Here is a 22,717-nt window from a genome sequence, read left to right as displayed (position 1 = left end):
CACGTCAAGGATTGTGAGCGGCTCAGTTGCAGATCGCCTGCGCCATCTGGCCAAAGTTCTGATACCGATCCCACAGCGCATCATCGCGCGCGGTCTGCGACATTTTCAACTCCTGCGCCTGATGGGGGTCGGTGAACCATTTGGCAACGGTTTTCTGATCGCTGCGGGTGAGCGCCTGATTGGCCACCCGCTGAATACAACTGCACCGCGCCCGCGTCGCTGCCTGGCGGTCGGACGCCAGACACGCTTGTTTGATTTTGGCCGCCTCCGCGACCTGCGGAACCACTGCTGTCAGTGATGTTGCACAGAATGCGATAAAAAGGAGCTGTTTCATGCCCTTGCCTCGTTTTTGCCTGCCCGGAGAGATCTGGTGCCCCTCTCGGTCTGCGCGGAAGTATGAATCAAACAACCCGCTGGATCAATGGACAAGATTGTTCGTATCAAGAATGCAGCTTCCCGACGTTTCAAGGATGGTCTGGCTGTTTTCGTTGATGTCGAAATGCGCCCCGCAAGCTCTGGAAAGAACAAGCTGTCGGGATTTGATTGATCAACCGAAGTGGATGCCAGAAGGCTTTCTGACGCGGCACCATTGGCCCGGACGATACTGTGATGGTCCAGCAGGAAGTGATGATAACGCGTTGCTTTGTCATCAGAAAGGGACGCGACCCCTGCATCAACGAGACTAATGGCGGGTACAAAAACCTCGGGCGCGGCAAAAAGCAACTCGGCCTGAGGATGGGAGATCAACATCCTGTGCTGTTGCGAAACTCGCAGAGGCGCAAAATTGGACAGGACGTTTGCGGCGATGTCGACCAGCCGGAACGGACCCGTCGTGACAACATCCTGTGATCCTGTCCATTGCACCGGTAAATAGCCATCGTCCAGTGTCCAAACCTTGTCACCTGGACGCAAAGCTTCGATGGGAATACACCCTTTGCCGGTTTCGATCTGCGTTCCGCTGGCATAGCAGATCGGAGTGACATACTCATTCTCGTTAAAACTTGGCCCTTCCTGCGTACCGACAACTGTTAGCGGAACGCCTGCCGGGGGGAATCCTCCTGGACCGCCAATAAAGGCGATCCCCTCGACCGTGCCGAACGCCGGGGACGAGTTATTCACATTAAATGCAACTGCCTGCCATGTATTCGTGCCATCCGTCAGCGTAATGCCATATTCGGCTTCAACTCTTGTGCCATCGCTGTACAGCGTCCCGTCTATTGTCTGGTCGCCATTCAGGCGCTGATTTCCGTCATTGTCCGCAAAGTTTGTGTCGCTACCGGCATCGGAGATGAAGACTTCTGTCGCGGCTCGCGAGTCAATTGTAATGGTCTCACCGATCAGGTGAATCCCGGTGCCCTGATTGATGCCGTCCAGCCCCTGTGGCACCGAGATCGACAACTGGCTTTCACCAAGTACAAAGATCGAATAATCGGCCAACGGTTAAATTGCTCTCTGATTAGTGGTCGGTCCGTTCGGTGCCAGCATCCTACTCATTCGCCAAAAACCGGTAAATGCGGTTAGGCAGAAAGACCTCGTTGTGGCCATTTCTGCAACGCTTCAACGCTTGACGAGGCTCAAAACTCCGGACATATCCCACTTCATGACAGACCTCGCTCATATCCGCAATTTCTCCATCGTCGCGCATATCGACCATGGCAAATCCACCCTTGCTGACCGGCTCATTCAAGAGACCGGAACGGTCAAGGATCGCGACATGAAGGAACAGCTGCTCGACAGCATGGATATCGAGCGGGAACGGGGCATCACCATCAAGGCCAACACCGTCCGCATCGACTATACCGCCGATAATGGTGAGCAATACGTGCTGAACCTGATCGATACCCCCGGCCACGTGGACTTTGCCTATGAGGTCTCACGTTCCATGCGCGCGGTCGAAGGCTCGCTGCTGGTCGTGGACTCGACCCAAGGGGTTGAGGCGCAGACGCTGGCGAATGTCTATCAGGCCATTGATGCCGATCATGAGATCGTGCCGGTGCTGAACAAGATCGATCTGCCCGCGTCCGACTGCGACCGCGTGGCCGAACAGATCGAGGATGTGATTGGCATCGACGCGACCGACGCCATTCAGGTCAGCGCCAAGACGGGGCAGGGCATCCATGAGACGCTTGAGGCTATCGTGAAACAACTGCCTGCACCGCGGGGCAATCTGGATGCGCCGCTCAAGGCGATGCTGGTGGATTCGTGGTACGACGCCTATCTCGGCGTCATCGTTCTGGTCCGCATCATGGACGGTACGCTGAAAAAGGGGATGCGGGTCAAGTTCATGTCGAACAACACCCTGCACCATGTTGACCGCGTCGGCGTCTTCCGGCCCGAGATGGAGATGGTCGACAGCCTCGGTCCCGGTGAAATCGGTTTTCTCACCGCATCCATCAAACAGGTCCGCGACACCCGCGTCGGCGACACCATCACCAACGACCGCAACGGGACCGAGGACGCCCTGCCGGGCTTCAAACCCGCGCAGCCGGTGGTGTTCTGCGGCCTCTTCCCCGTGGACTCCGCCGAATTCGAAGACCTGCGCGATGCGATCGACAAACTGGCGCTGAACGACGCCAGCTTCAGCTTCGAAATGGAAACCTCGGCCGCACTTGGCTTTGGCTTCCGCTGCGGCTTCCTCGGCCTGCTGCACCTTGAGGTTATCCGCGACCGCATCGAACGCGAATATGATATCGAGCTCATCACCACCGCGCCGTCGGTAATCTATCACGTCTACATGAAAGACGGCGAGATGATCGAGCTGCACAACCCCGCCGACATGCCCGACCCGTCCAAGGTCGACCATATCGAGGAACCGCGCATCAAGGCGACCATTCTGGTGCCCGACGAATATCTCGGCGATGTGCTGAAACTGTGTCAGGACCGTCGCGGCATCCAGCTGGACCTGACCTATGCGGGCAGCCGCGCCATGGTCGTCTATGACCTGCCGCTGAACGAGGTTGTCTTTGACTTCTACGACCGCTTGAAATCGGTGACCAAGGGCTATGCCAGCTTCGATTACCAGATGACCGGCTATACCGAGGATAATCTGGTCAAGATGTCGGTGCTGGTGAATGACGAACCCGTTGACGCGCTGTCGACCATGGTTCACCGCGACCGGGCCGAGATGCGGGGCCGGGCGATGTGCGAAAAGCTCAAGGACCTGATCCCGCGCCACATGTTCAAAATCCCGATCCAGGCCGCCATCGGAGGCAAGGTCATCGCCCGCGAGACCCTCTCGGCGCTGCGCAAGGACGTGACCGCGAAATGCTACGGAGGCGACGCCACGCGGAAACGCAAACTGCTGGACAAGCAAAAGGCGGGTAAGAAAAAGATGCGCCAGTTCGGGAAGGTGGATATCCCGCAGGAGGCGTTTATTAGCGCCTTAAAAATGGACAGCTAAAGGCTGGCCATTTTTACGGCGGGTGGGCGAAAGCGGTTGGCGCAGCCAACTGCGTGCCCACACCTTGAGGTAGGGAGAGCGACCTTGGCCGCTCACCCCATTACTTTTCCTTCCGAACACCTTTGAAGGGCTTCTTGCTGGAAGTCTTGACGTCCATGAAGCGCCCGGTTTCGGTGTCACGCTTCACATAGTGACCGGATGGCGTCTTAGTTTGCGAACGGCCTTTGACCATTCCGTTGCGACGTCCATCACCTGATGGTGGGTTAGTAGCCATATTATCCTCGTTATCGAGTGTGACAGTATGGTACGCAATAAGCACAACCATCCGACAGGAAGTACCGTTGCCGCGCAGCCGCCACCGCGCTTTGGCAAGTCGAATGCCACCCAAGCGGTATGCGATTTGCTAGAAGCGGGGGGTGAGTGCATGTTCCATCATCAACATGCACTTCGTGATAGCCATCAGGCTGTGGGTTTTGGTTAACGTAATAGTTTGGCATAACGCTGCCTCGTTCAAAGTTTCAACGAGGGGCGCCTTGACTGTTTTTTGTGAATCCGTCAGGATTCACGCGTTGCAAACTGACCGCGGCAACCCCCCAAGGTTGGTGCGGTACTACAACGAAGCGCCGTCTTGGTCTGACCACCTTGGCGGCGCGATTCGTTTGTAGCTCATACCTCAGCATGGCTCGACCAAATACAATATGCAAGAGAACAAACGCAGAAACATCACCATTGGCGGTATAATCGCCCTAGATGTGCCGTTTGGAACATGTTGTGCCCCAATATAGGGGGGTTGTCAACAGATTCCTCCACAGGAAACTCCCAATTTTTCTGTATGTCGAAAAAATATGATGTTCTGCCACTATATGTAGAATCGATGGCCGGGCCAGTTGAGGAAGTATAGAGCTTACGCCGTTTCACATTTCACTTTGATCAACCCACCCGCCCGGCGGCATCGCCGGGCCGCGTCATGCTGAAAGAATGCCTCGGGCATGACCCGCCCCCGTCAAACCGAAGGATTGCCTCCGGCAAAACGGGCGGCGCGTTTGCGCCTCCCCTCGGGCCGGCGCTGCCCTCATCTTTCTGATCAACCGTTGCAAGCGCGTTTGCGCCCCGGGGCTCCGTCCGTTCAGGTCAGAGATTCACGCCTCAGGATCAGCGTCGCTCTGACCAAGCTCGGCCAGTTCACTCCAAACCGTCTCCGGAATGTCCCAATCGGCCCATTCGAGCGTCTGCTCCACATGCTGTGGCCAGGTTACGCCGCACACCGTTGCCGCAATATTTGCGTCCCGCATCGAGAATTGCAGCGCCAGCGCGCCCATGGGGACGTCGTGGCGGGCACAGATTTCCTCGACCTTGCGCACGGGGTCGAGCGCCTCATCTGTTGCCGGCCGATAGACGTAGAAGTGATGCAGCGCGCTGCCCTTGGCCAGAACGCCCCCCGCATAAGGCGCGGCGTTCAGAACCGTGACGCCCTTCGCATTGGCCAGTTCGATCAACGGCGCCGCGTTCACGTTCACAAGCGTGTGCCGGTTATGCGTCATCACCACGTCGAAATCCCGGTCGCGCAGCATCGGCATCAGCACGTCCAGTCGTCCGCCTGCCAGACCAACGGCGGTTGCAAGACCTTCCTCTTTGATCCGGAACAGCTCGTCCAGCGCGCCGCCGCTGCGATTGATCTCCGTCACGTCGGCCGCGTATTCCGGGTCGTGCAGGTGAAGGATATCCACGCGGTCCACACCCAGCGCCTCAAGGCTCTGCTCGAAGGACCGCCGCGCCTGGGCCGCGTCGAAAACGCTGCTCTCCATGTCCCGGTCGATTTTCGTGGACAGGACCCGGCCTTCCGGCCAGCCTCCCAGTTCGCGGATGACATGCCCGATGCGTTCTTCGCTGCGTCCCATCGCATAGCCGCGGGCAGTGTCGATGAAGCCATCGGGGCGGGCAAGGATCGTGCGCAAGGTGTTCCGCGCCCGATCTTCGTCGACTTCGTATCCATAGATCTGCGGAATGCTACCGATACCGGTTGAGCCAAACCCTATTCGAGGGATACGAACTCTGGTTTGACCTATTTCCTGATTTGCCGCCATGACACCCTCCCAGCTCCCATCTGAATGTATGAATACTGTACGGGTTGGTTCCCTGGCGCAAGTTTGTGGAAATTTGAGGCCAAGCGGCAGAGCATTTTACCGTCTTCGAAAAGAGGGGGTGCCTTTAGACGCAGATGTATCAATATGATACTATCTGCTTGGGGGACCGCGTTCAGGCCGCCTTGTTTTTCAGGCACTTGCAACGCCAGAACCTCAGAAATGAGAGGTTATTATGCACAAGTTCTTACAAACGACCGCAGTTACAGTTTTTGCTATCTGCCTGTCCATCGCGGCAAATGCCGAGACCTATGACGCAGCCGGCAAGGGCATGGGGGTGAACGGGAACGAGGTTTTTGGCATCTCGGACGGCCACGCGGTGATCAAGGCATTGACCACTTATGACAGTTTCGAAGTTGCCGACGGAAATCCGATGGAAGGCGCAACCGGGTCCTGTTTCGGCGCGGTGCTCATTAACGGGGCCGAGGTATCGGGTGGTGGCAATTGCGTGTTCGAAACCGGCTCGGGCGACAAGGCAGTGATGAATTGGACAACCACCGGTATCGGTGCTGATGGTGCACTGTCCGGGGACTGGACCGTGTCCGGCGGAACCGGCAACTGGGCTGACGCGTCGGGAAATGGAGCATTTTCGTTGCTCACTGATCCTGACACCAAGAAATTCGTCAACACGATCACAGGCAGCATCACGATCGACTGATAGCCGTCGGAATTGAAAGACGGGCGCGGAGGCGGATCGCTTCCGCGTCTTGTTGCGTGACTACGTTACGGGAGTTTCGAAAAGGTGATACTGTCAGCGTATTGCAAACAGTTTATTCCAAGGGAGAAGTGTAATGGATTCGAAACTGCGTTCTGAAATTTCGTTGGGTCGTCTCGACCATTACTATCACATCATGCGCACCACGATCTTCGCATATGTCGCCATTGCCGCGATCATCGGCTTCGGCTCTGAGGGGATTTCTTTGGTCCTGATCGTTCTGGTCATCGCGACCGCTGCCTACGGAATTCTCGCTGGCAAAACCGCGTTGGAAGACGTCGATAACCTGCGGGATGACATGACCGACGAATTTTCGCAAACCAGCTTTGCTAGAGGCCTCAAGTCGCGCAACGTAAAAGGGTTGATCCTGACCTCGAATGTCCTGATCGGCCTCATCGGGCTGGTGGAACTGATCGCGATATTTGCCTAAGTGTATACAAACATTTTGGTTTTCGGGCCCATCCCAATCGGGACGCCATCTGCCATCTAATGCTTGCCTAAACCAAGCATGAAGTTTCCCTTAGGTAAGTTGCAACGGGCTCCTTCTCTCCCAATCTGTTCAGCAGGCCAGCGACGGCCCAGAGTTTTGGAGGAGAGAGCCAATGACCAGATTTATGACTGCCGGAGCAGCCGCTCTGGCCACGAGCCTAACCCTTGGAACAGCCGCAATGGCCGACAACACGCCTGACCTGCGCGGCACATGGCTGGGGTCGTATACGACTGTTTCACCCAGCCACTACCGAGGCGGAAATGAACCCCGTTTCAATCAGGCCGAATGGATGCTGGATGTTCAGATCCAAGAAAACAACGTCTTTTGGGGCCCCAGCAAGTGGCGTCGAGACGGCGATACCGAGTGGAACGAATACGAAGCTACGGGAACGATCAGCCTTGACGGTTCGGGTTCCATTGGAATCGTAGAGACCGCTCCGCTGGTGATTGGCGCGAACGCGTTGATCGATGCCCGGTACGAAGACGGCAAGATCTATGCCGAATTCCGTAGCCTGCGCAACGGAACGACTTACAGCACCGTTCTGGAACGGCAGGTGAACTGAAGCGGTTCCGGTCCGGGCGGTAGTAGGGGGTAAGTGCCGCTGTGGCGGAATGTAGTTGGTTGCCCCGGCCGGACCGGAACGCTTCTCAGAAACGGAACCATCGTCTCCACAGGGAGGGGACGGGCCGGGCGACCAATTCTGCACCCGCGACAGGGTTCAGATTGCCGCGTGTCAGGATACGGCGTTCCTTGGTACGCGTCATTTGGATCTTGCGGACCTTCAGCGCGATGTCGCTTGGTGGCATTGGGTACGCCCGGCTCTGGTTCCATTCCCCAGATGTATAGTCCCATAGACCAAATCCCGCACAAACCGCATGCTGACTATGTCCAGCCGGGTAGTTTTGCAGATCTCGGATTTGCCCTGCTTCGGTTTTCCAGACCCGCCAGGTTGTGTTTTTGCCCTGCCAATCGGTTTGCTAAGGATCCAATTCCAACGTGTCGAACCGCTCCGGAAGGGCAGCTGCTTGGAACTCTGCGCCACGGCGATTCTGCGGGTTCGTGATTCGAAGGAATCTGGGTCCGAAAGTTGTACATATTGGGCCGATTCCGTCCAGCGGAAGGCGCTTTGACCTTTGCAGGTGCAGAAACTGCCAAAAACAGGGGTGTTTCCGAATGGCTGAACTTTTCCGCCGTCAACACTGCACGCTTTCGCGCATTCTTGAGTTATCCACATCGCCTTCCCGGCAGATATCAACAGTTTATCCCCGTCTATTTTTCATGCTGCAGTGCTATTTTCTTGTCGGATCATGAGGCGAATGTAACAGTCTGATCACCGCAACGGTTTTTAGGAACCAGGGCGGGACGCACAGGCCTAGGGGGCCGCAGCGGCAAAGGTGGATTTTAGGATCTGTTTTGAGCTGCAGCAGCTTACCGGTGGTTCGTCAGCTGAATTGGACGTCATGTTCGGATCAGATGATCAGCCTCTCAGAAAGCCGATGCGTACTGCGGCGCGACATAGCGCGTGGCGCAGTGGCTTTGGTCCTTAACGGGGCCGGGGCAACTGGATCGGGACGCCCCTCGGGCGTGTCGGACCGGCAAGGCGTCAGGGGTGTCCGAAAGGATGCATGCAAAGACCGCGTCTGCGCACCTGACGCCTTTTCCTTTTCTTGAACCCCGGGTTCATACAGGCTACCACTCATCGCCCTCGAAACGGGAACGGGGGTCTTTTGCTTGCGCAAAGGACCCCCGTAGAAGTGTCAGATGATGCAATGCCGCGTCTATGCACCTACACTGAGCATGCTACTCTGTTCAGGATTGCAACGCAACTATATATTGCGGACCATTTCCGAAGGCCCGCAACATTTTGGCCGAACTCAGAGGTTTTCCTGAACGTCCGTAGCCGCACCCTGAATGGCGTCACCGGCTTTTTCGATATCTTTGCCAGCCCCTTTGGCCGTTTCGCAAGCGGTCAGTGAGAACATTGCCAAACCAATCAGAATCGCGCGGATCATTTGTAACTCCATAAGTGCTTGTTTTGGTTTGACTAGCAGTTTCCCGGGTTCAAAGCCACTGCTTTTCAAAGCCGTTCCGAACCTAATGCCCAGGGTAAGACGCGGCGCGTGATACCCGGTCACAACTTCGGCACGCCTTCGCCACCTCGTCTGTCCAAGCAAGAGGTGTCAGCAGTTCAAATTTTCAGATGCAGATGAAAGCGTCAGCCCTCATCTCGGTTGAGCTACTTTGCTTCGCAAAACAGTTCGTAGACCACTTCCAGAATCCGGCGGGGGCGGTCATCCGCCAACCGATAGAATATAGCCTTGCCTTCACGGCGGGGGACGACAAGCCCTTCCAGACGAAGCCTCGACAATTGTTGGGATACGGCGGCTTGCCGGGCAGAAAGCAGTTCTTCCAACTGGGTCACCGACTTTTCTCCGGACACCAGATGGCACAGGATCATCAGTCGGCCCTCGTGGCTGATTGCCTTGAGAAAATTTGAAGCCTTCGTGGCGTTTTCGACCATTTGATCCATGCTTTGCGACGACATGTCGTTCGAGAATTGGGGAAGAGCCATTTTCTATTTCCTTGCGTGTCCTGCGGGTGTTTTGTGCCAACTGGAACCACCCTATAGGCGAGCTATCTTGGTACAACTTTTGCTCATCTAATTCTATATGCATGAATCAAAATAGCGTGATGGGACAGAAAAGATTTTCAGGAATTGCATTGGCAGCACCGTGGAACCGGCGACAAAAGATGGTCGGGTTGTCCAACTGGACGCCGGGCTTTATTGCCCGTTTCACAGCAGAAATTGCTGATCGTTCCAGCACCCCTTGCGGCCCCTCGGTGGCAGCACTAAGACTCGGGTAACATCTCTTCGGGTAATGTCCCGATCCATAGCAAAGCAGGCAGGTCAGGAAATGTTCGATCCAGTTGACACTTACATGAATACGCTCGTCCCAATGGTCGTCGAACAGACCAGCCGGGGTGAGCGCGCCTACGACATCTTTTCGCGTCTTCTGAAAGAGCGGATCATTTTCATCAACGGTCCGATCCACGACGGCATGAGCCATCTGGTGGTGGCGCAGTTGCTGCATCTTGAGGCCGAAAACCCCAGCAAAGAGATTTCGATCTACATCAACTCGCCCGGCGGCGTCGTGACCAGCGGTTTGTCGATTTACGATACAATGCAGTACATCAAGCCGAAATGTTCCACATTGGTGATCGGTCAGGCGGCTTCGATGGGCTCCGTGCTATTGGCCGGTGGTGAGAAGGGAATGCGGTTTTCGCTGCCCAACAGCCGCATCATGGTGCACCAGCCCAGTGGCGGGTATCAGGGCCAGGCCAGCGATATCATGATCCACGCGGCCGAGACGCAGAAGCTGAAGGATCGCCTTTATGACATTTACGTTCGCCATACCGGCCAGACCAAAAAGGCGGTTGAAAAGGCGTTGGATCGCGACAATTTCATGAGCCCGGAAGAAGCCAAGGAGTGGGGTCACATCGACGAAATCGTCGAGAACCGCGCGAAAATGGATGGCGATGACGGCTGAGTTCAAAACCTCGCGCAAGGTGCGTGAGGATTGATTTTGAGATTGTAGCTGCCACAGTGCTGGCCTAAGCTGCAGGCAAAGGCGGCAAACGCGGTCCGGGCGGGCCGCTGGGATGGAGCCCGAAAGGTAGAACATGGCGACGAATTCAGGCGGTGACGGTAAGAATACGCTCTACTGCAGCTTCTGCGGCAAAAGCCAACATGAAGTACGTAAGCTTATTGCCGGTCCGACCGTATTTATCTGCGATGAATGCGTTGAATTATGCATGGACATCATTCGCGAGGAAACCAAGGCCAGCGGCCTGAAATCCTCGGATGGTGTGCCGACACCCAAGGATATCTGCGAAGTTCTGGACGATTATGTCATCGGGCAGGCCACCGCCAAGCGTGTTCTGTCGGTCGCCGTTCACAACCACTACAAGCGTTTGAATCATGCCCAGAAGGCGGGCAATGATATCGAGTTGGCAAAGTCGAATATCCTGCTGATTGGACCGACCGGTTGCGGCAAGACCCTGCTGGCCCAAACATTGGCGCGCATTTTGGACGTTCCGTTCACGATGGCGGACGCGACCACACTGACCGAAGCCGGTTACGTGGGTGAAGACGTTGAGAACATAATCCTCAAGCTGTTGCAGGCCAGCGAATACAACGTCGAACGCGCTCAGCGCGGTATCGTTTACATCGACGAGGTCGACAAGATCACGCGCAAATCGGAAAACCCGTCGATCACCCGTGACGTATCGGGTGAAGGCGTGCAGCAGGCGTTGCTGAAGCTGATGGAAGGTACGGTCGCCAGTGTTCCGCCACAGGGTGGGCGCAAGCATCCGCAGCAGGAATTCCTGCAAGTGGACACGACGAACATTCTGTTCATCTGCGGTGGTGCATTTGCCGGGTTGGACAAGATCATTGCGCAGCGCGGCAAGGGCTCGGCCATGGGATTTGGCGCGGACGTGCGGGAAAATGACGAACGCGGTGTGGGCGAAATCTTCAAGGAACTGGAGCCCGAAGACCTGCTGAAATTTGGTCTGATCCCGGAATTCGTCGGACGTCTGCCGGTGCTGGCAACGCTTGAGGATCTGGATGAAGATGCCCTGGTCACCATCCTGACAAGCCCCAAAAACGCTTTGGTCAAGCAATACCAGCGTCTGTTCGAACTGGAAGATGCTGAGCTGGCGTTCACCGATGACGCACTGAAAGCGATCGCCAAAAAGGCCATTGAGCGCAAAACCGGCGCGCGTGGCCTGCGTTCGATCCTCGAAGATATCCTGCTGGATACGATGTTCGAACTGCCGGGGATGAAAAACGTCACCGAGGTTGTGGTGAACGAAGAGGCTGTGACGTCTGACAAGCAGCCTTTGATCATCTATGCGGATGCGGCAGAGTCGGCCTCGGCTGGTTAAGCGCAGATAGTCAATGAAATTATGCGGCGCGGCTTTGACCGCGCCGTTTTTCGTACAAGGGCAAAGCAATGATCAAACGCATTTCGTCCGGCGGAGAGTTTGAAGCCAAAGTCGGGTATTGTCGCGCCGTCGTAGCGGGCGGCTGGGTTCATGTTGCAGGCACGGTCGGGCAGGGCGATGATGTGGTCGAGCAATGCCGGTCTGCCCTTTCGATCATTGAAAAGGCGCTGATTGAGGCAGGTGCAACCTTTGCGGATGTCGTTCGGGCCACCTACATGCTGCCGGATCGCGCTGAGTTTGAGCCGTGCTGGCCGATCCTTGCCGAAACATTCGGTGCCAATCCGCCTGCAGCAACGATGATCGAGTGCGGATTGATAGACCCGAAATACCGCATCGAAATTGAAGTGACTGCGTTCTTGCCGGAATGACGCAGGGTGGCCTCGTTGCACTGGACCTTGGCCCGCCTTTGGTCCATATCTGCGGGGACAGAAATGCCGGAGGCAGCCAATGGGAATCCTGAACACTCTTTTGCGGGCCGTGACCTGGTGGAACGGAGCCACCCTGAACACGCAAATCTACACCGCGCGCAAGGGCGTAAAGGTTGGCGAGGACGACGAAGGCAACGTGTTCTACCGCAATTCCAATGACAGCAAGCGTTGGGTGATTTTCAATGGCGAGGCCGAGGCCAGCCGCATTGATCCGGACTGGCATGGGTGGCTGCACCGCACATGGGATGAACCACCGACGGACAAGCCGCTGCCCCACAAATCGTGGGAAAAGCCGCATCAGGAGAACTTGACCGGTACGGCGCTGGCTTACGCGCCCGCGGGTTCGCTGCGCCGCCCCGATCCGGTCGAACGGACGGACTACGAGGCCTGGAGCCCGGAATAGGCGAGGCACCTATGTCGACTCACACCATGACCGAAGTTCTTGTCGGCGGGGCCGTACTGGCCGGTGCCATTGCATTTGGTGTTTATGCCAGCCAGTCAACTGGTTTGTCACAGTCAAGCACCGGATACGAGCTCGGCGCATCGTTCCGGTCGCTGGAAGGTGTCAGTGTGGGCACCGACGTGCGGCTGGCCGGCGTCAAGATCGGCACGGTTACAGATGTCAAGCTGAACCCGGATACCTATCGGGCCGACACCAGTTTTTCGGTCGCGGACGGCATACTGATCCCCGATGACAGTGCGGTCGTGATCTCTTCCGAGGGTCTGCTGGGCGGAAATTTTGTTGAGCTCATGCCGGGTGGATCTCCGTTCTATTTCGAGCCCGGCGATCAGATCGAAGATACGCAAGGTGCGGTTAGTCTGATTTCGCTGCTTGTGAAATTCGTGGCCGGGGACGGCAGCGAATGAAATACGTACTACTGACGGCTTTGTTCCTGGCAGCCTCGGGCGCTGTGGCGCAGGAAAAGGTCCAATCCGGCCCCGGAGCCATGCTGCGCGGGTTGGACAAGGTCAGCGGCCAGACGGTTGATGTTCAGGTGCAAAACGGTCAGACCGCAACGGTCTTTGGTTTGGACGTCGCACTGGGGGATTGTCGCTATCCGGTTGATAACCCGACCGGTGACGCGTTCGCATACCTTACGATCTGGGAGCAGGGAAAATCCCAGCAGTTGTTCGACGGGTGGATGATCGCGACGTCGCCGGCGCTGAATGCGCTGGATCATGCGCGCTACGATGTCTGGGTGATCCGCTGTATGACTCCCTGAGGGGTTTGATCCAAATCTGCCGTGAAATCAGCGCTGGCATCCAGCGCCCGTTTCAGTTCGGCATGGTAATCGGCCCGCGATATCTCGATGGCCCCCATGGACGCCAGATGAGCCGTAAGAAACTGTGTGTCAAACAGGGCAAAACCGGTTTGGCGTAACCGGTCAACCAAATAGGCCAGACCTATTTTCGACGCGTCTGTGCGCCGCGAAAACATGCTTTCGCCAAAGAAAGCCGCCCCTAAAACAACGCCATAGACACCTCCGATCAGTGCATCCCCTTCCCACACTTCCAGAGAGTGGGCGTGACCGCTTCGGTGCAAATGCCTGTACAGGCGGCGCAATTCCGAGTTGATCCAGGTGTCTGCCCTGTCCGCGCACCCGTCAACAACGCCGTCAAAATCGCGATTTATGGTGACGGTGTATCCGCACGTGCGAATGCGGCGCGCCAGGCTGCGTGAGATGTGGAAACCGTCCAGAGGAAAAACACCCCTGAATTTGGGGTCGACCCAGAAAAGGTCCGGGTCGTTTCGGTGTTCGGCCATCGGGAATATCCCGATGGAATAACCGTGTAGCAGAAGTTCAGGGGACAGGCTCATGTCGGGTGCACCGGGGCCGGAGGGCGAGGGCCCTCCGGATTTTGGGTCCTATTGGGCCATGTTCTCCGCAAGCCAGTGTTCCAGCCAGTGGATGTTGTAATCACCGCTGTGCAGGTCGGGTTCTTGCAACAGGGCGTGGAACAGCGGCACGGTGGTGTCGATCCCGTCCACGATCAGTTCACCCAGAGCGCGGTTTAGACGGGCCAGGGCTTCGTCACGGTCGCGGCCTTGGACGATCAGCTTTGCGATCAGCGAGTCGTAGTAGGGCGGGATCGAGTATCCGTCATAGAGAGCCGAATCCATCCTTACACCCAGACCGCCCGGCGCGTGATAGGCCGTGATCTTTCCCGGACAGGGCGAGAAATTCGGCAGTTTCTCGGCATTGATCCGCACTTCGATGGCATGGCCGTTGATCTCAAGATCGTCCTGACCGAACGACATGGGCTCGCCTGCTGCGACGCGGATCTGCTCGCGTACCAGATCGACGCCAAAGATGCCCTCGGTCACCGGGTGTTCCACCTGCAGGCGCGTGTTCATCTCGATAAAGTAGAACTCGCCTTTTTCGTACAAGAACTCGATGGTGCCCGCGCCAATGTAGTTGATCTTTGCTACGGCGTCGGCGCAGACTTTGCCGATCTTGGCGCGTTCTTCAGGGCTGATGCAGGGGCCGGGGGCCTCTTCGAACACCTTCTGGTGGCGGCGCTGCAGCGAGCAGTCGCGTTCGCCCAAATGGACTGCGTTGCCCTTGCCGTCACCAAAGACCTGGATCTCGATATGGCGCGGCGTGGTCAGGTATTTCTCGATATAGACCTCGTCGTTGCCGAAGGCGGCCTTACCCTCGGCCCGCGCGGTCATGAAGGCGCTTTCCATCTCATCCGCGCTCATCGCGACTTTCATACCGCGTCCGCCGCCACCGGCTGTGGCCTTGATGATGACAGGATAGCCGAATTCCTCACCGATCTTTCTGGCCGTGGCCAGATCCGGTACGCCACCGTCAGAACCCGGAACGCATGGTACGCCCAGTTCCTTCATCGTGTCCTTGGCGGTGATCTTGTCGCCCATGATGCGGATGTGCTCGGCGGTGGGACCGATGAACGTGATGCCGTGATCTTCGACGATCTGCACGAACTCGGCATTCTCGGACAGGAAGCCATAGCCGGGGTGGATCGCCTGCGCGCCGGTGATTTCACAGGCCGAGATGATCGCGGGCACTGAGAGGTAGCTTTGCGGGCTGGGCGCGGGGCCGATACAGACCGATTCGTCGGCCATGCGCACATGCATCGCGTCGCTGTCGGCGGTCGAATGCACGGCAACCGTCGCAATCCCCATCTCGCGCGCGGCGCGGATAACGCGCAGGGCGATCTCGCCTCGGTTGGCAATCAGGATCTTGTCGAACATGGGCCCGCCTTACTCGATGATGACCAGAGGAGTGCCGAATTCCACGGCGTCGCCATCGCTGACCAGGATGCGTTTGACGGTGCCCGACTTGGGGGCGTGGATGTGGTTCATGGTTTTCATCGCCTCGACGATCAGCAGGGTGTCGCCTTCGGACACGGACGCGCCTACCGAGATGAATGCGGGCGCGCCCGGTTCAGCCTGCATGTAAACAGTACCGACCATGGGCGAGGTTACGGCGCCGGGATGGCTGGCGGGGTCGTCCGTAGCTGCAGCCGGGGCCTCAGCGGGGGCCGCCGCAGCAGCGGGCGCGGGTGCCATCGGAGCGGGGGCGGCCGGTACGGCCACCTGAACCGGGGCTGCCACGGCTTGAGCTGCACGACTGACGCGCACGTTCAGGCTGTCTTCTTCGCCATATTCACGCTTGACCTGCAACTCGGTCAGATCGTTTTCGCGCAGCAATTCGGCCAATGCCTTGATGAACGCCACATCCGCTTCGTGTTTGGTATCTGTCATGAGTGTCCTCGAAGGTTCCCCTTTGGCCCGTTTGTTCCCTGCGGGCTCGGTCTGATTACGCAGGGTTATAAGCCATGCGGTCGACCATGAAAAGCGCCGTCTGAGTATGAAAAGTAAGGGTTTTGCAGTAAATGCGACGGCCTTAAAACGTCACAGCGGCGTTCCCGACAATTTTGCCACCAATTCGGGCAGTTTGCGCGCGCCGTACTTCTCCAGAAGCCGGGCGCGGTAAGCCTCGATCGTGCGATAACTCAGCCCGAGTTCGGCCCCGATTTCCTTTGCGGACAACCCGCGACAGGATAGGATTGCAACCTCGCGTTCGCGGGCTGTCAACTCGACCAATGGTCGTTCTTCGGAGATATCCGAAAAGCTCCAGATGCCATGGCGGAAAGGGTCGTCCGGCGTCAGCGACCGGCCGCGGGCGCGGCACCAGAACAGATCTCCGTTGCGCCGCCGCATGACTCGTTCATCGGTGTAATAACCGGTGTCGCGCATCACCTGTAAGCTGCGTTCGCCGATGCGTTCCCAGTCAGCCACCGAAGGATACAGGTGCAACAACGGCATATTGCGGTACTCGACCTCGTCACCGCCAAAGGTACGGGCGAATTGCAGATTGCAGCGACGGATGATCCGGTTTTCCAGTTCAACCAGGCCAATTGGCGCATATTCGAAGGCGGGATCGCTCATATACGTATGGTGACGCGTATTTGCGGGAAAGAGAAGAGGCGCGGTTCAGAAAGCTCGGAATAACGGGACGCAGAAATTGTCAAGCCTGTAAAGGTCGTTTGAAAACCCACTCATAAATGCTACAAAAAATTAAATTATTCTGAAAACAGCGTTGCCGTTTTTAGAAATGCTTTGCTGGGGCTGAGCCATCATGCGCGACACATTAACCGGCAGTCGGATACGTGAAAGGCGCCAGATATCGGGTCTGCGACAGGCTGAACTGGCGCGGCAGGTCGGCATATCGGCCTCGTATCTGAACCTGATCGAACATAATCGCCGTCGTATCGGGGGTAAGCTGCTGGTCGATATCGCCGGTGCCTTGTCGGTCGAACCCTCGGCGTTGACGCAAGGGATCGAGGAAACTCTGATCTCCGCCCTGCGTGAGGCAGCCGCGGATTCGGTAGGCCAGCAGGCCGAGTTGGACGGGCTAGAGGAATTTGCAGGCCGTTTTCCCGGCTGGTCCGGCGTACTGGCACAGATGCACAACCGGGTGGTTTCATTGGAACGCACGGTGGAAACCCTGTCGGATCGCCTGACGCATGACCCCCACCTTGCCGCCTCGATGCACGAAGTTTTGTCAACCGCAGCCGCAATTCGATCGACCGCAGCCATTTTGGCCGAACCCGGAGAACTCGATGCCGAGTGGCGCAACCGGTTCCATAAGAACCTGCATCAGGATGCCGAGCGTCTTGCCGAAAGCTCCAAGGCGTTGGTGGCGTTTCTGGATGACAGCGAAGGGCAGAAGGATCGGCGCGGTGTGCCGTTGGACGCGGTCGAGGATTTTTTTGCAGATCACGGATTTCATTTTCCCGATATCGAGGCGGGCGGGACAGAACGGCCCACACTTGATGAATTGGAGTCGGCGGCATCCAGATCGCTTGCCAATGATTTTCTGGATGTTTATGCGTCCGATGCCCAAGCTCTGCCTTTGGATGCATTCCTTGCTGCGCTCGATAGATCCGGCCCGGACCCTCTGGCACTGACTGCGGCGTTCTCGGTCGATCTCGCCACTGTCCTGCGACGGCTTGCTTTCCTACCCGAGGGCACATTGGCCCGTCCGGCCGGTTTGGTGATTTGCGACGCGTCGGGCAGCATCCTGTTTTACAAACCGACACCCGGTTTCGCTTTGCCGCGCCACGGTGAGGGGTGCCCGCTCTGGCCGGTGTACACGGCCCTGAACCGTCCGCTGGTGCCGATCCGGAAGCGTATCGTTCAGATGGGACGGGCGGCGGCAGAATTCGAATGCTACGCAATAGCGTGGCCGCAACCATCCGAGGATTTTGGAGTCGACCCAGTTTATCGCTCGGTAATGCTGGTGCTGCCGATCGAGGATGCGGTGCAGCCAGCCGACTCAACCGCGCAAGCTGGGGCAAGCTGCCGGATTTGCCCGAAACGAGACTGCATGTCGCGCCGCGAGCCGTCGATTCTGAGCGAAGGCTTTTGACAGGTTCCAGACACAGCGCTTAATCTGGCAGAGACAGGTGGCCCGGCGTGCGACCGGTCATGGGGAGGGACTGAAAATATGAGCCGAAAGGTTCTGTTGATCGAGGATGAGCCCAACATTGCCGAGGCAATCCGCTTCCTGCTGACTCGTGAAGGCTGGCAGGTCGAAACCCATTCGGAAGGTTCGGACGCGATCCACGTGATTGCGGCCGCCAAGCCGGACTTGGTCATTCTGGATGTCATGCTGCCGGGCAAGAGCGGCATGGATATTCTGCGTGACCTGCGCGAACACGCCGAGTTGAGGGGGCTGCCTGTGTTGATGCTGACTGCCCGCGGCCAATCCCGCGACCGGGAAATGGCAGAGCAGGCCGGGGTGAGCCGGTTCATGACCAAACCCTTCTCCAACGCCGAAGTTCTGACCGCAGTACGCGACCTGCACGCGCAGGCCACAAGGTCATGAACGCGCCGGACGACGAGCAACATCCGTCGTCGGTACGTCCGTCGGTTTTTCTCGAACGGCAAAGCTATCGAAGGCGTCGACTGACGGATGCCGCCCGACTGCTGCCGTTTCTTGGCGCGGCTATGCTTGCGCTGCCGCTGTTGTGGCCGGATCAAAGCGGCGGAGAGGGGGCCGTACCCCTTTCCGCTGCAATATTCTATATTTTTGCGTGCTGGGGTGTTCTGATTCTGATTGGTGTGGTCTTCGGGATTGCTGCAAGGCGTCTGACCGCTCCGGACGGCCCCGCGCCGGAGCCTGAAGAATGGCAACGCTGAATGTCCTGATCCTGGTTTGCCTCGGCTACGTGGTTTTGCTGTTCGCCGTCGCCTTTGCCGCCGATCGCATGGCAGCGGTGGGCCGGGGCAAGTGGCTGCGCTCGCCGCTTATCTACACATTGTCGTTGTCGATCTATTGCACAGCATGGACCTTTTACGGCGCTGTCGGCAACGCTGCCCGATCGGGGCTTGAGTTTGTCACCATCTATCTTGGGCCCACTCTGGTTATGGTCAGTTGGTGGTGGGGCCTGCGCAAGCTGGTGCGCGTGGGGCGCAGCCAGCGTGTAACTTCGATCGCCGACCTGATCTCGTCGCGATACGGAAAGTCAAACACGCTCGCCGTTTGCGTGACCATTTTGGCAGTGCTTGGCGGAACGCCGTATATCGCCCTGCAATTGCAGTCGATTACGTTGTCCTTTTCGATCTTTGCCGAAGCAGACCCGACGGGATTGTACCGCGAAGGCTCCAGCGTGTTCTGGGTAGCCGCTGGGCTGGCCGTATTCGCCATTCTGTTCGGCACACGCAATCTGGATGTCAACGAACGCCACCATGGCGTGGTCACTGCCATCGCACTGGAGGCGGTGGTCAAGCTGTTTGCCTTGCTGGCCGTTGGCATTTTCGTTGTCTGGAGTGTCGCTGGTGGGCTGGGACCGATGATGGAGCGGATCGATGCGTCGGAGATCGGACAGTGGAACGTGGACGCCAGCCGCTGGACGACGTTCATCTTTCTGTCCGCTGCGGCCTTTATCTGCCTGCCGCGGATGTTTCAGGTCATGGTCGTGGAAAACGACGACGAAAGCCATTTGCGCACGGCCGCCTGGGCTTTCCCCCTGTACCTGCTGCTGATGAGCCTGTTCGTCGTCCCTATCGCAGTTGTCGGTCTGGATTTGTTGCCCGAGGGGTCGAATCCCGACCTGTTTGTTCTCACCGTGCCGCTGTCGCTCGGCAACGAGGGGCTGGCAATGCTGTCGTTTATCGGCGGGTTCTCCTCGGCCACGTCCATGGTCATCGTGACGGCGATGGCGTTGTCGACGATGGTGTCAAACCATGTGGTCATGCCGATCTGGCTCAACACGCAGGAAGGTTCGGGTTCGGTTTCGGGTGATGTGCGAACTGTCGTTCTGATGGCGCGCAGGGTGTCGATCGCGGTCATCATGGCGCTGGGGTATTTCTACTATCATCTGTCGGGCGGAGGGGCTGCGCTGGCCTCGATCGGGTTGGTGGCTTTTGCCGGGATTTCGCAAATTCTGCCGGCACTGGTCGGCGGTTTGTTCTGGCGCGGGGCCACTCGGGCCGGGGCACTGGCCGGGCTCAGCGTTGGGTTTGGCCTGTGGATCTACACGCTGCTTTTGCCGGGGATGGGGGGTGGAATCATCCCCAGTTCGGTCATTGAAAACGGCCCCTTCGGGTGGGGTTGGTTGCGGCCTCAGGCGCTGTTCGGAATCGAAGGGATCGACCCGATGGTGCATACCGTCATGTGGTCTATGTCGCTGAACACCATCGCGTTCTGCGTGACATCACTGCTGAGTTTTCCCAGCCCGCTCGAGCGTTTGCAGGGTGCGCAGTTCGTCGACATTTTTGACCATTCCATCGCGCCGCGCGGCTGGTCCGGGTCCGTGGCGCAAAGCGAAGATCTGATGATCATGACCCAGAGGATTCTGGGCACCGTGCCGGCGCAAGAATTCTTTCAGGCCGAGGCAGCCAAACAAAATGGCCGGGCGGGGCGGCTGCCGGAACCCACGCCCAGTTTTCTGCAACGCCTTGAGCGTGAGCTGAGCGGTTCGGTAGGTGCTGCAACTGCCCATGCGATGATCGGTCAGATTGTCGGCGGCTCGTCCGTGTCTGTCGAAGACCTGCTGGCTGTGGCGGATGAATCCGCGCAGATGCTTGAGTATTCCAGCCAGCTTGAGGCGAAATCTGCCGAACTGAGCCGCACCGCGCGGCAGTTGCGCGAAGCAAATGCGAAGCTGACTCAGGTCTCGATGCAAAAGGACGCGTTCCTCAGTCAGGTCAGCCATGAGTTGCGCACACCCATGACCTCGATCCGGGCGTTTTCCGAGATCATGCGAGATACGGATGGTTTGAGCGCTGACGAGCAGACCCGATATGCGGCAATCATCCATGATGAAGCCTTGCGTCTGACGCGGCTGTTGGATGATCTGCTGGATCTGAGTGTTCTGGAAAGCGGACAAGTCAGCCTGAATATGGGGGACGGTACACTGCGCGCGGTGCTGGACCGGGCCGTTTCCAGCGCGTTGGCCGGTGGCAACCGGACTCTCGTCGTGCGACGCGTCCGATCGACCGAACGTATCGCGCTATACACCGATTTGGATCGTTTGGGCCAGGTTTTTATCAACCTGATTTCCAACGCGCAGAAATACTGTGATGCGGTCGAGCCGGTACTGACTATTTCGGCCCATGACGTGGGCGGTCAGGTTGTGATCGATTTCATCGACAACGGCGGTGGAATCCCATCCGAGGCACAATCCATGGTGTTCGAGAAATTCGCCCGCGTCGGTTCCGACAAGGCCGGCGGCGCGGGTCTGGGATTGGCGATTTGCCGCGAGATCATGCAGCGTTTGGGGGGAGAGATCACCTATTTGCCAGGTCAGGGCGGCGCGGCCTTCCGCGTCTCATTGCCGCTGGCATTCAGCCAAGCGGCCCAATGACAAATACATAAAGATATTCGTAACCTTCGGCGGGTTACACCGGTTATCGGATCAGAAGATGTATTGGGCGGTTCGGTGACATGACACAACATGCCAATGCCGCTTTGGCGCGCAAGCTTTCGGCGGGGCAGGACAGCGCAGGAACCAATCCCCGATCGATTCTGCGGGCGCTGCGTCTGGCTCTCGCGCGTTCTGCCAGTGAGCGATTGAACCTGTCCCTGTCGGTGATTGGTATCAAGCAGGGGGTACGTGCGCAGGAAGATCTGCTGGATGTGGTCAACGACGGTTGGATGCTCCTGCGGTTTACCTATCATCAAGGTGCGGCGGCGGTGTGCATTGATCCGGGCTTCGTTTCGGCTATCGTGCAAACCCAGACGATCGGAGAGGTGATGGGCGGGCAACCGCAACCCCGGGCGTTTACTGACACCGACGCGGCAATGGCGGTGCCGCTGATTGATGACCTGTTCAACCGGGCGCAATCTCTTGTGGACGGGCCGATGGGCCTTGCAAGCCTCTCCGGGTTTGAGTTCGAGGTACGCGCCGAAGACGCCCGGTCGCTAGTGCTGGGGATGGTGAATGACAGCTACCGAGTTTTCGATCTGACCGTCGATCTGGCAGGCGGGCTGAGGCAAGGTCAGATCGCGATTCTGCTACCTGAAATTCAAGCGACCGAGGGCGATCAGGAAGCCGAAAGTTTGGATGACGGGTTAAGCCTGAGCGTGGCTTCAGGCGTTATGCGGGCTGAATTGCACGCCATGATCTGCCGTATGTCACTGCCACTTTCCACTTTTTCAAATCTCAAGACCGGGGATGTTCTGCCGCTGACCGGTGCGCGGCTTGATCGAACCAATGTCGAGACCATCGACAGAACCAAAGCGGCAATTGGAAGGTTGGGTCAATGTGGCGGCATGCGTGCCGTGCGGATCAATGAACAAGTGCCGGTGCCAGCCATACCCGATGGGGTCGAACAGACATTCATGGAAAGCCGCACGGTACTGCGGCCCGCGGACGAGACGGGGGTCTTTCCTCAGCGCGATACAAACGACGGAGTTTCCGAAGCGCAATTGCCGGTAAACGTGACGGTCGACGGGGAGATGGATACGACCGCTACAAGCCCCGATCAGGTGATGGCTGAAATCACTCAGCTCGCGGGCCTGCCGGGATACGGCGAGGACGAAGATCGGACGCCCTGAT

27 protein-coding genes are annotated in these 22,717 nt (G+C 57.8%); 16 read left to right on the top strand and 11 right to left on the bottom strand.

What is annotated here, in order from left to right:
* Positions 1-22: 22 nt before the first annotated feature.
* Positions 23-334, bottom strand: a complete 312-nt coding sequence (locus tag AC2TDJ_RS06860) for a hypothetical protein (protein WP_480840559.1) — start codon at positions 332-334, stop codon at positions 23-25.
* On the bottom strand, positions 331-1,437 hold the full coding sequence (locus AC2TDJ_RS06855; protein ID WP_480840557.1) for a Hint domain-containing protein: 1,107 nt from the start codon (positions 1,435-1,437) through the stop codon (positions 331-333). The genes AC2TDJ_RS06860 and AC2TDJ_RS06855 overlap by 4 nt, the downstream gene beginning before the upstream one ends.
* 163 nt (positions 1,438-1,600) lie before the next feature.
* On the opposite strand from AC2TDJ_RS06855, the gene lepA reads away from it, so the two are divergent.
* Complete coding sequence (gene lepA, locus AC2TDJ_RS06850) at positions 1,601-3,400, top strand: translation elongation factor 4 (protein ID WP_480840555.1); 1,800 nt, start codon at positions 1,601-1,603, stop codon at positions 3,398-3,400.
* A 100-nt stretch (positions 3,401-3,500) separates the two neighbouring features.
* On the opposite strand, the gene AC2TDJ_RS06845 is transcribed toward lepA, so the two are convergent.
* Together AC2TDJ_RS06845 and AC2TDJ_RS06840 are read right to left on the bottom strand one after the other, a co-directional pair.
* Positions 3,501-3,674: a hypothetical protein gene (locus AC2TDJ_RS06845; protein WP_480840553.1), complete on the bottom strand. Its 174-nt coding sequence runs from the start codon at positions 3,672-3,674 to the stop codon at positions 3,501-3,503.
* Between the two features lie 865 nt (positions 3,675-4,539).
* Positions 4,540-5,484, bottom strand: coding sequence for an aldo/keto reductase (locus tag AC2TDJ_RS06840; RefSeq protein ID WP_480840551.1), 945 nt, complete (start codon positions 5,482-5,484; stop codon positions 4,540-4,542).
* A gap of 232 nt (positions 5,485-5,716) precedes the next feature.
* On the opposite strand from AC2TDJ_RS06840, the gene AC2TDJ_RS06835 reads away from it, so the two are divergent.
* The 3 genes from AC2TDJ_RS06835 to AC2TDJ_RS06825 all read left to right on the top strand — a co-directional run bounded on the left by AC2TDJ_RS06835 (position 5,717) and on the right by AC2TDJ_RS06825 (position 7,308).
* Positions 5,717-6,199: a hypothetical protein gene (locus AC2TDJ_RS06835; RefSeq protein ID WP_480840549.1), complete on the top strand. Its 483-nt coding sequence runs from the start codon at positions 5,717-5,719 to the stop codon at positions 6,197-6,199.
* A 133-nt stretch (positions 6,200-6,332) separates the two neighbouring features.
* Positions 6,333-6,686 carry a hypothetical protein gene (locus tag AC2TDJ_RS06830; RefSeq protein ID WP_480840547.1) on the top strand — a complete coding sequence of 118 codons (354 nt, stop codon included), beginning with the start codon at positions 6,333-6,335 and terminating at the stop codon, positions 6,684-6,686.
* Positions 6,687-6,858: 172 nt separating this feature from the next.
* A complete protein-coding gene (locus AC2TDJ_RS06825) occupies positions 6,859-7,308 on the top strand; it encodes a hypothetical protein (RefSeq protein ID WP_480840545.1) in 450 nt (149 codons plus the stop codon).
* Between the two features lie 85 nt (positions 7,309-7,393).
* Here AC2TDJ_RS06825 and AC2TDJ_RS06820 read toward each other — a convergent pair whose 3' ends face one another.
* The 3 genes from AC2TDJ_RS06820 to AC2TDJ_RS06810 form a co-directional block, all read right to left on the bottom strand.
* Positions 7,394-7,552, bottom strand: coding sequence for a hypothetical protein (locus AC2TDJ_RS06820; RefSeq protein ID WP_480840544.1), 159 nt, complete (start codon positions 7,550-7,552; stop codon positions 7,394-7,396).
* Between the two features lie 1,068 nt (positions 7,553-8,620).
* Entirely contained in the window at positions 8,621-8,758 is a 138-nt protein-coding gene (locus AC2TDJ_RS06815) for an entericidin A/B family lipoprotein (protein WP_480840542.1), read from the bottom strand.
* A 224-nt stretch (positions 8,759-8,982) separates the two neighbouring features.
* Entirely contained in the window at positions 8,983-9,318 is a 336-nt protein-coding gene (locus AC2TDJ_RS06810; RefSeq protein ID WP_480840540.1) for an ArsR/SmtB family transcription factor, read from the bottom strand.
* Between the two features lie 101 nt (positions 9,319-9,419).
* On the opposite strand from AC2TDJ_RS06810, the gene AC2TDJ_RS06805 reads away from it, so the two are divergent.
* The 7 genes from AC2TDJ_RS06805 to AC2TDJ_RS06775 all read left to right on the top strand — a co-directional run bounded on the left by AC2TDJ_RS06805 (position 9,420) and on the right by AC2TDJ_RS06775 (position 13,404).
* Positions 9,420-9,611: a hypothetical protein gene (locus tag AC2TDJ_RS06805; RefSeq protein WP_480840538.1), complete on the top strand. Its 192-nt coding sequence runs from the start codon at positions 9,420-9,422 to the stop codon at positions 9,609-9,611.
* Between the two features lie 50 nt (positions 9,612-9,661).
* Positions 9,662-10,294 (top strand): ATP-dependent Clp protease proteolytic subunit, encoded by a 633-nt coding sequence (locus AC2TDJ_RS06800; protein ID WP_480840536.1) that lies wholly within the window; start codon positions 9,662-9,664, stop codon positions 10,292-10,294.
* Positions 10,295-10,427: 133 nt separating this feature from the next.
* Positions 10,428-11,693 (top strand): ATP-dependent Clp protease ATP-binding subunit ClpX, encoded by a 1,266-nt coding sequence (gene clpX / locus AC2TDJ_RS06795; protein ID WP_480840534.1) that lies wholly within the window; start codon positions 10,428-10,430, stop codon positions 11,691-11,693.
* Between the two features lie 68 nt (positions 11,694-11,761).
* Positions 11,762-12,121 (top strand): RidA family protein, encoded by a 360-nt coding sequence (locus AC2TDJ_RS06790; RefSeq protein ID WP_480840532.1) that lies wholly within the window; start codon positions 11,762-11,764, stop codon positions 12,119-12,121.
* Between the two features lie 79 nt (positions 12,122-12,200).
* Entirely contained in the window at positions 12,201-12,584 is a 384-nt protein-coding gene (locus AC2TDJ_RS06785) for an NADH:ubiquinone oxidoreductase subunit NDUFA12 (RefSeq protein WP_480840530.1), read from the top strand.
* Positions 12,585-12,595: 11 nt separating this feature from the next.
* Positions 12,596-13,048 (top strand): outer membrane lipid asymmetry maintenance protein MlaD, encoded by a 453-nt coding sequence (gene mlaD, locus AC2TDJ_RS06780; RefSeq protein WP_480840528.1) that lies wholly within the window; start codon positions 12,596-12,598, stop codon positions 13,046-13,048.
* Complete coding sequence (locus tag AC2TDJ_RS06775; protein WP_480840527.1) at positions 13,045-13,404, top strand: DUF2155 domain-containing protein; 360 nt, start codon at positions 13,045-13,047, stop codon at positions 13,402-13,404. Before mlaD ends, AC2TDJ_RS06775 begins: the two co-directional genes overlap by 4 nt.
* On the opposite strand, the gene aat is transcribed toward AC2TDJ_RS06775, so the two are convergent.
* From aat to AC2TDJ_RS06755, 4 genes are all read right to left on the bottom strand, one after another.
* Positions 13,368-14,000, bottom strand: coding sequence for a leucyl/phenylalanyl-tRNA--protein transferase (gene aat / locus AC2TDJ_RS06770; protein ID WP_480840525.1), 633 nt, complete (start codon positions 13,998-14,000; stop codon positions 13,368-13,370). The genes AC2TDJ_RS06775 and aat overlap by 37 nt on opposite strands.
* 48 nt (positions 14,001-14,048) lie before the next feature.
* Positions 14,049-15,398: an acetyl-CoA carboxylase biotin carboxylase subunit gene (accC, locus tag AC2TDJ_RS06765; RefSeq protein ID WP_480840523.1), complete on the bottom strand. Its 1,350-nt coding sequence runs from the start codon at positions 15,396-15,398 to the stop codon at positions 14,049-14,051.
* 9 nt (positions 15,399-15,407) lie between these two features.
* On the bottom strand, positions 15,408-15,911 hold the full coding sequence (gene accB / locus AC2TDJ_RS06760; RefSeq protein WP_480840521.1) for an acetyl-CoA carboxylase biotin carboxyl carrier protein: 504 nt from the start codon (positions 15,909-15,911) through the stop codon (positions 15,408-15,410).
* 150 nt (positions 15,912-16,061) lie between these two features.
* Positions 16,062-16,598 carry a LuxR C-terminal-related transcriptional regulator gene (locus tag AC2TDJ_RS06755; protein ID WP_480840519.1) on the bottom strand — a complete coding sequence of 179 codons (537 nt, stop codon included), beginning with the start codon at positions 16,596-16,598 and terminating at the stop codon, positions 16,062-16,064.
* A 190-nt stretch (positions 16,599-16,788) separates the two neighbouring features.
* Here AC2TDJ_RS06755 and AC2TDJ_RS06750 point away from each other — a divergent pair, with 190 nt between their 5' ends.
* From AC2TDJ_RS06750 to AC2TDJ_RS06730, 5 genes are all read left to right on the top strand, one after another.
* A complete protein-coding gene (locus tag AC2TDJ_RS06750; RefSeq protein WP_480840517.1) occupies positions 16,789-18,081 on the top strand; it encodes a short-chain fatty acyl-CoA regulator family protein in 1,293 nt (430 codons plus the stop codon).
* A gap of 78 nt (positions 18,082-18,159) precedes the next feature.
* Positions 18,160-18,540 (top strand): response regulator transcription factor, encoded by a 381-nt coding sequence (locus AC2TDJ_RS06745; protein WP_480840515.1) that lies wholly within the window; start codon positions 18,160-18,162, stop codon positions 18,538-18,540.
* The gene (locus AC2TDJ_RS06740; RefSeq protein ID WP_480840513.1) at positions 18,537-18,854 is read left to right on the top strand and encodes a hypothetical protein; all 318 of its coding nucleotides are present in this window, start codon (positions 18,537-18,539) and stop codon (positions 18,852-18,854) included. Before AC2TDJ_RS06745 ends, AC2TDJ_RS06740 begins: the two co-directional genes overlap by 4 nt.
* Entirely contained in the window at positions 18,842-21,523 is a 2,682-nt protein-coding gene (locus AC2TDJ_RS06735; protein ID WP_480840511.1) for an ATP-binding protein, read from the top strand. The genes AC2TDJ_RS06740 and AC2TDJ_RS06735 overlap by 13 nt, the downstream gene beginning before the upstream one ends.
* 80 nt (positions 21,524-21,603) lie before the next feature.
* Positions 21,604-22,716 (top strand): FliM/FliN family flagellar motor C-terminal domain-containing protein, encoded by a 1,113-nt coding sequence (locus tag AC2TDJ_RS06730; RefSeq protein WP_480840509.1) that lies wholly within the window; start codon positions 21,604-21,606, stop codon positions 22,714-22,716.
* The last annotated feature ends 1 nt before the right edge of the window (position 22,717 follow it).

Source organism: Ruegeria sp. HKCCD6647-2 (assembly GCF_057221075.1).
This window is presented reverse-complemented; position numbering and strand designations above follow the sequence as displayed.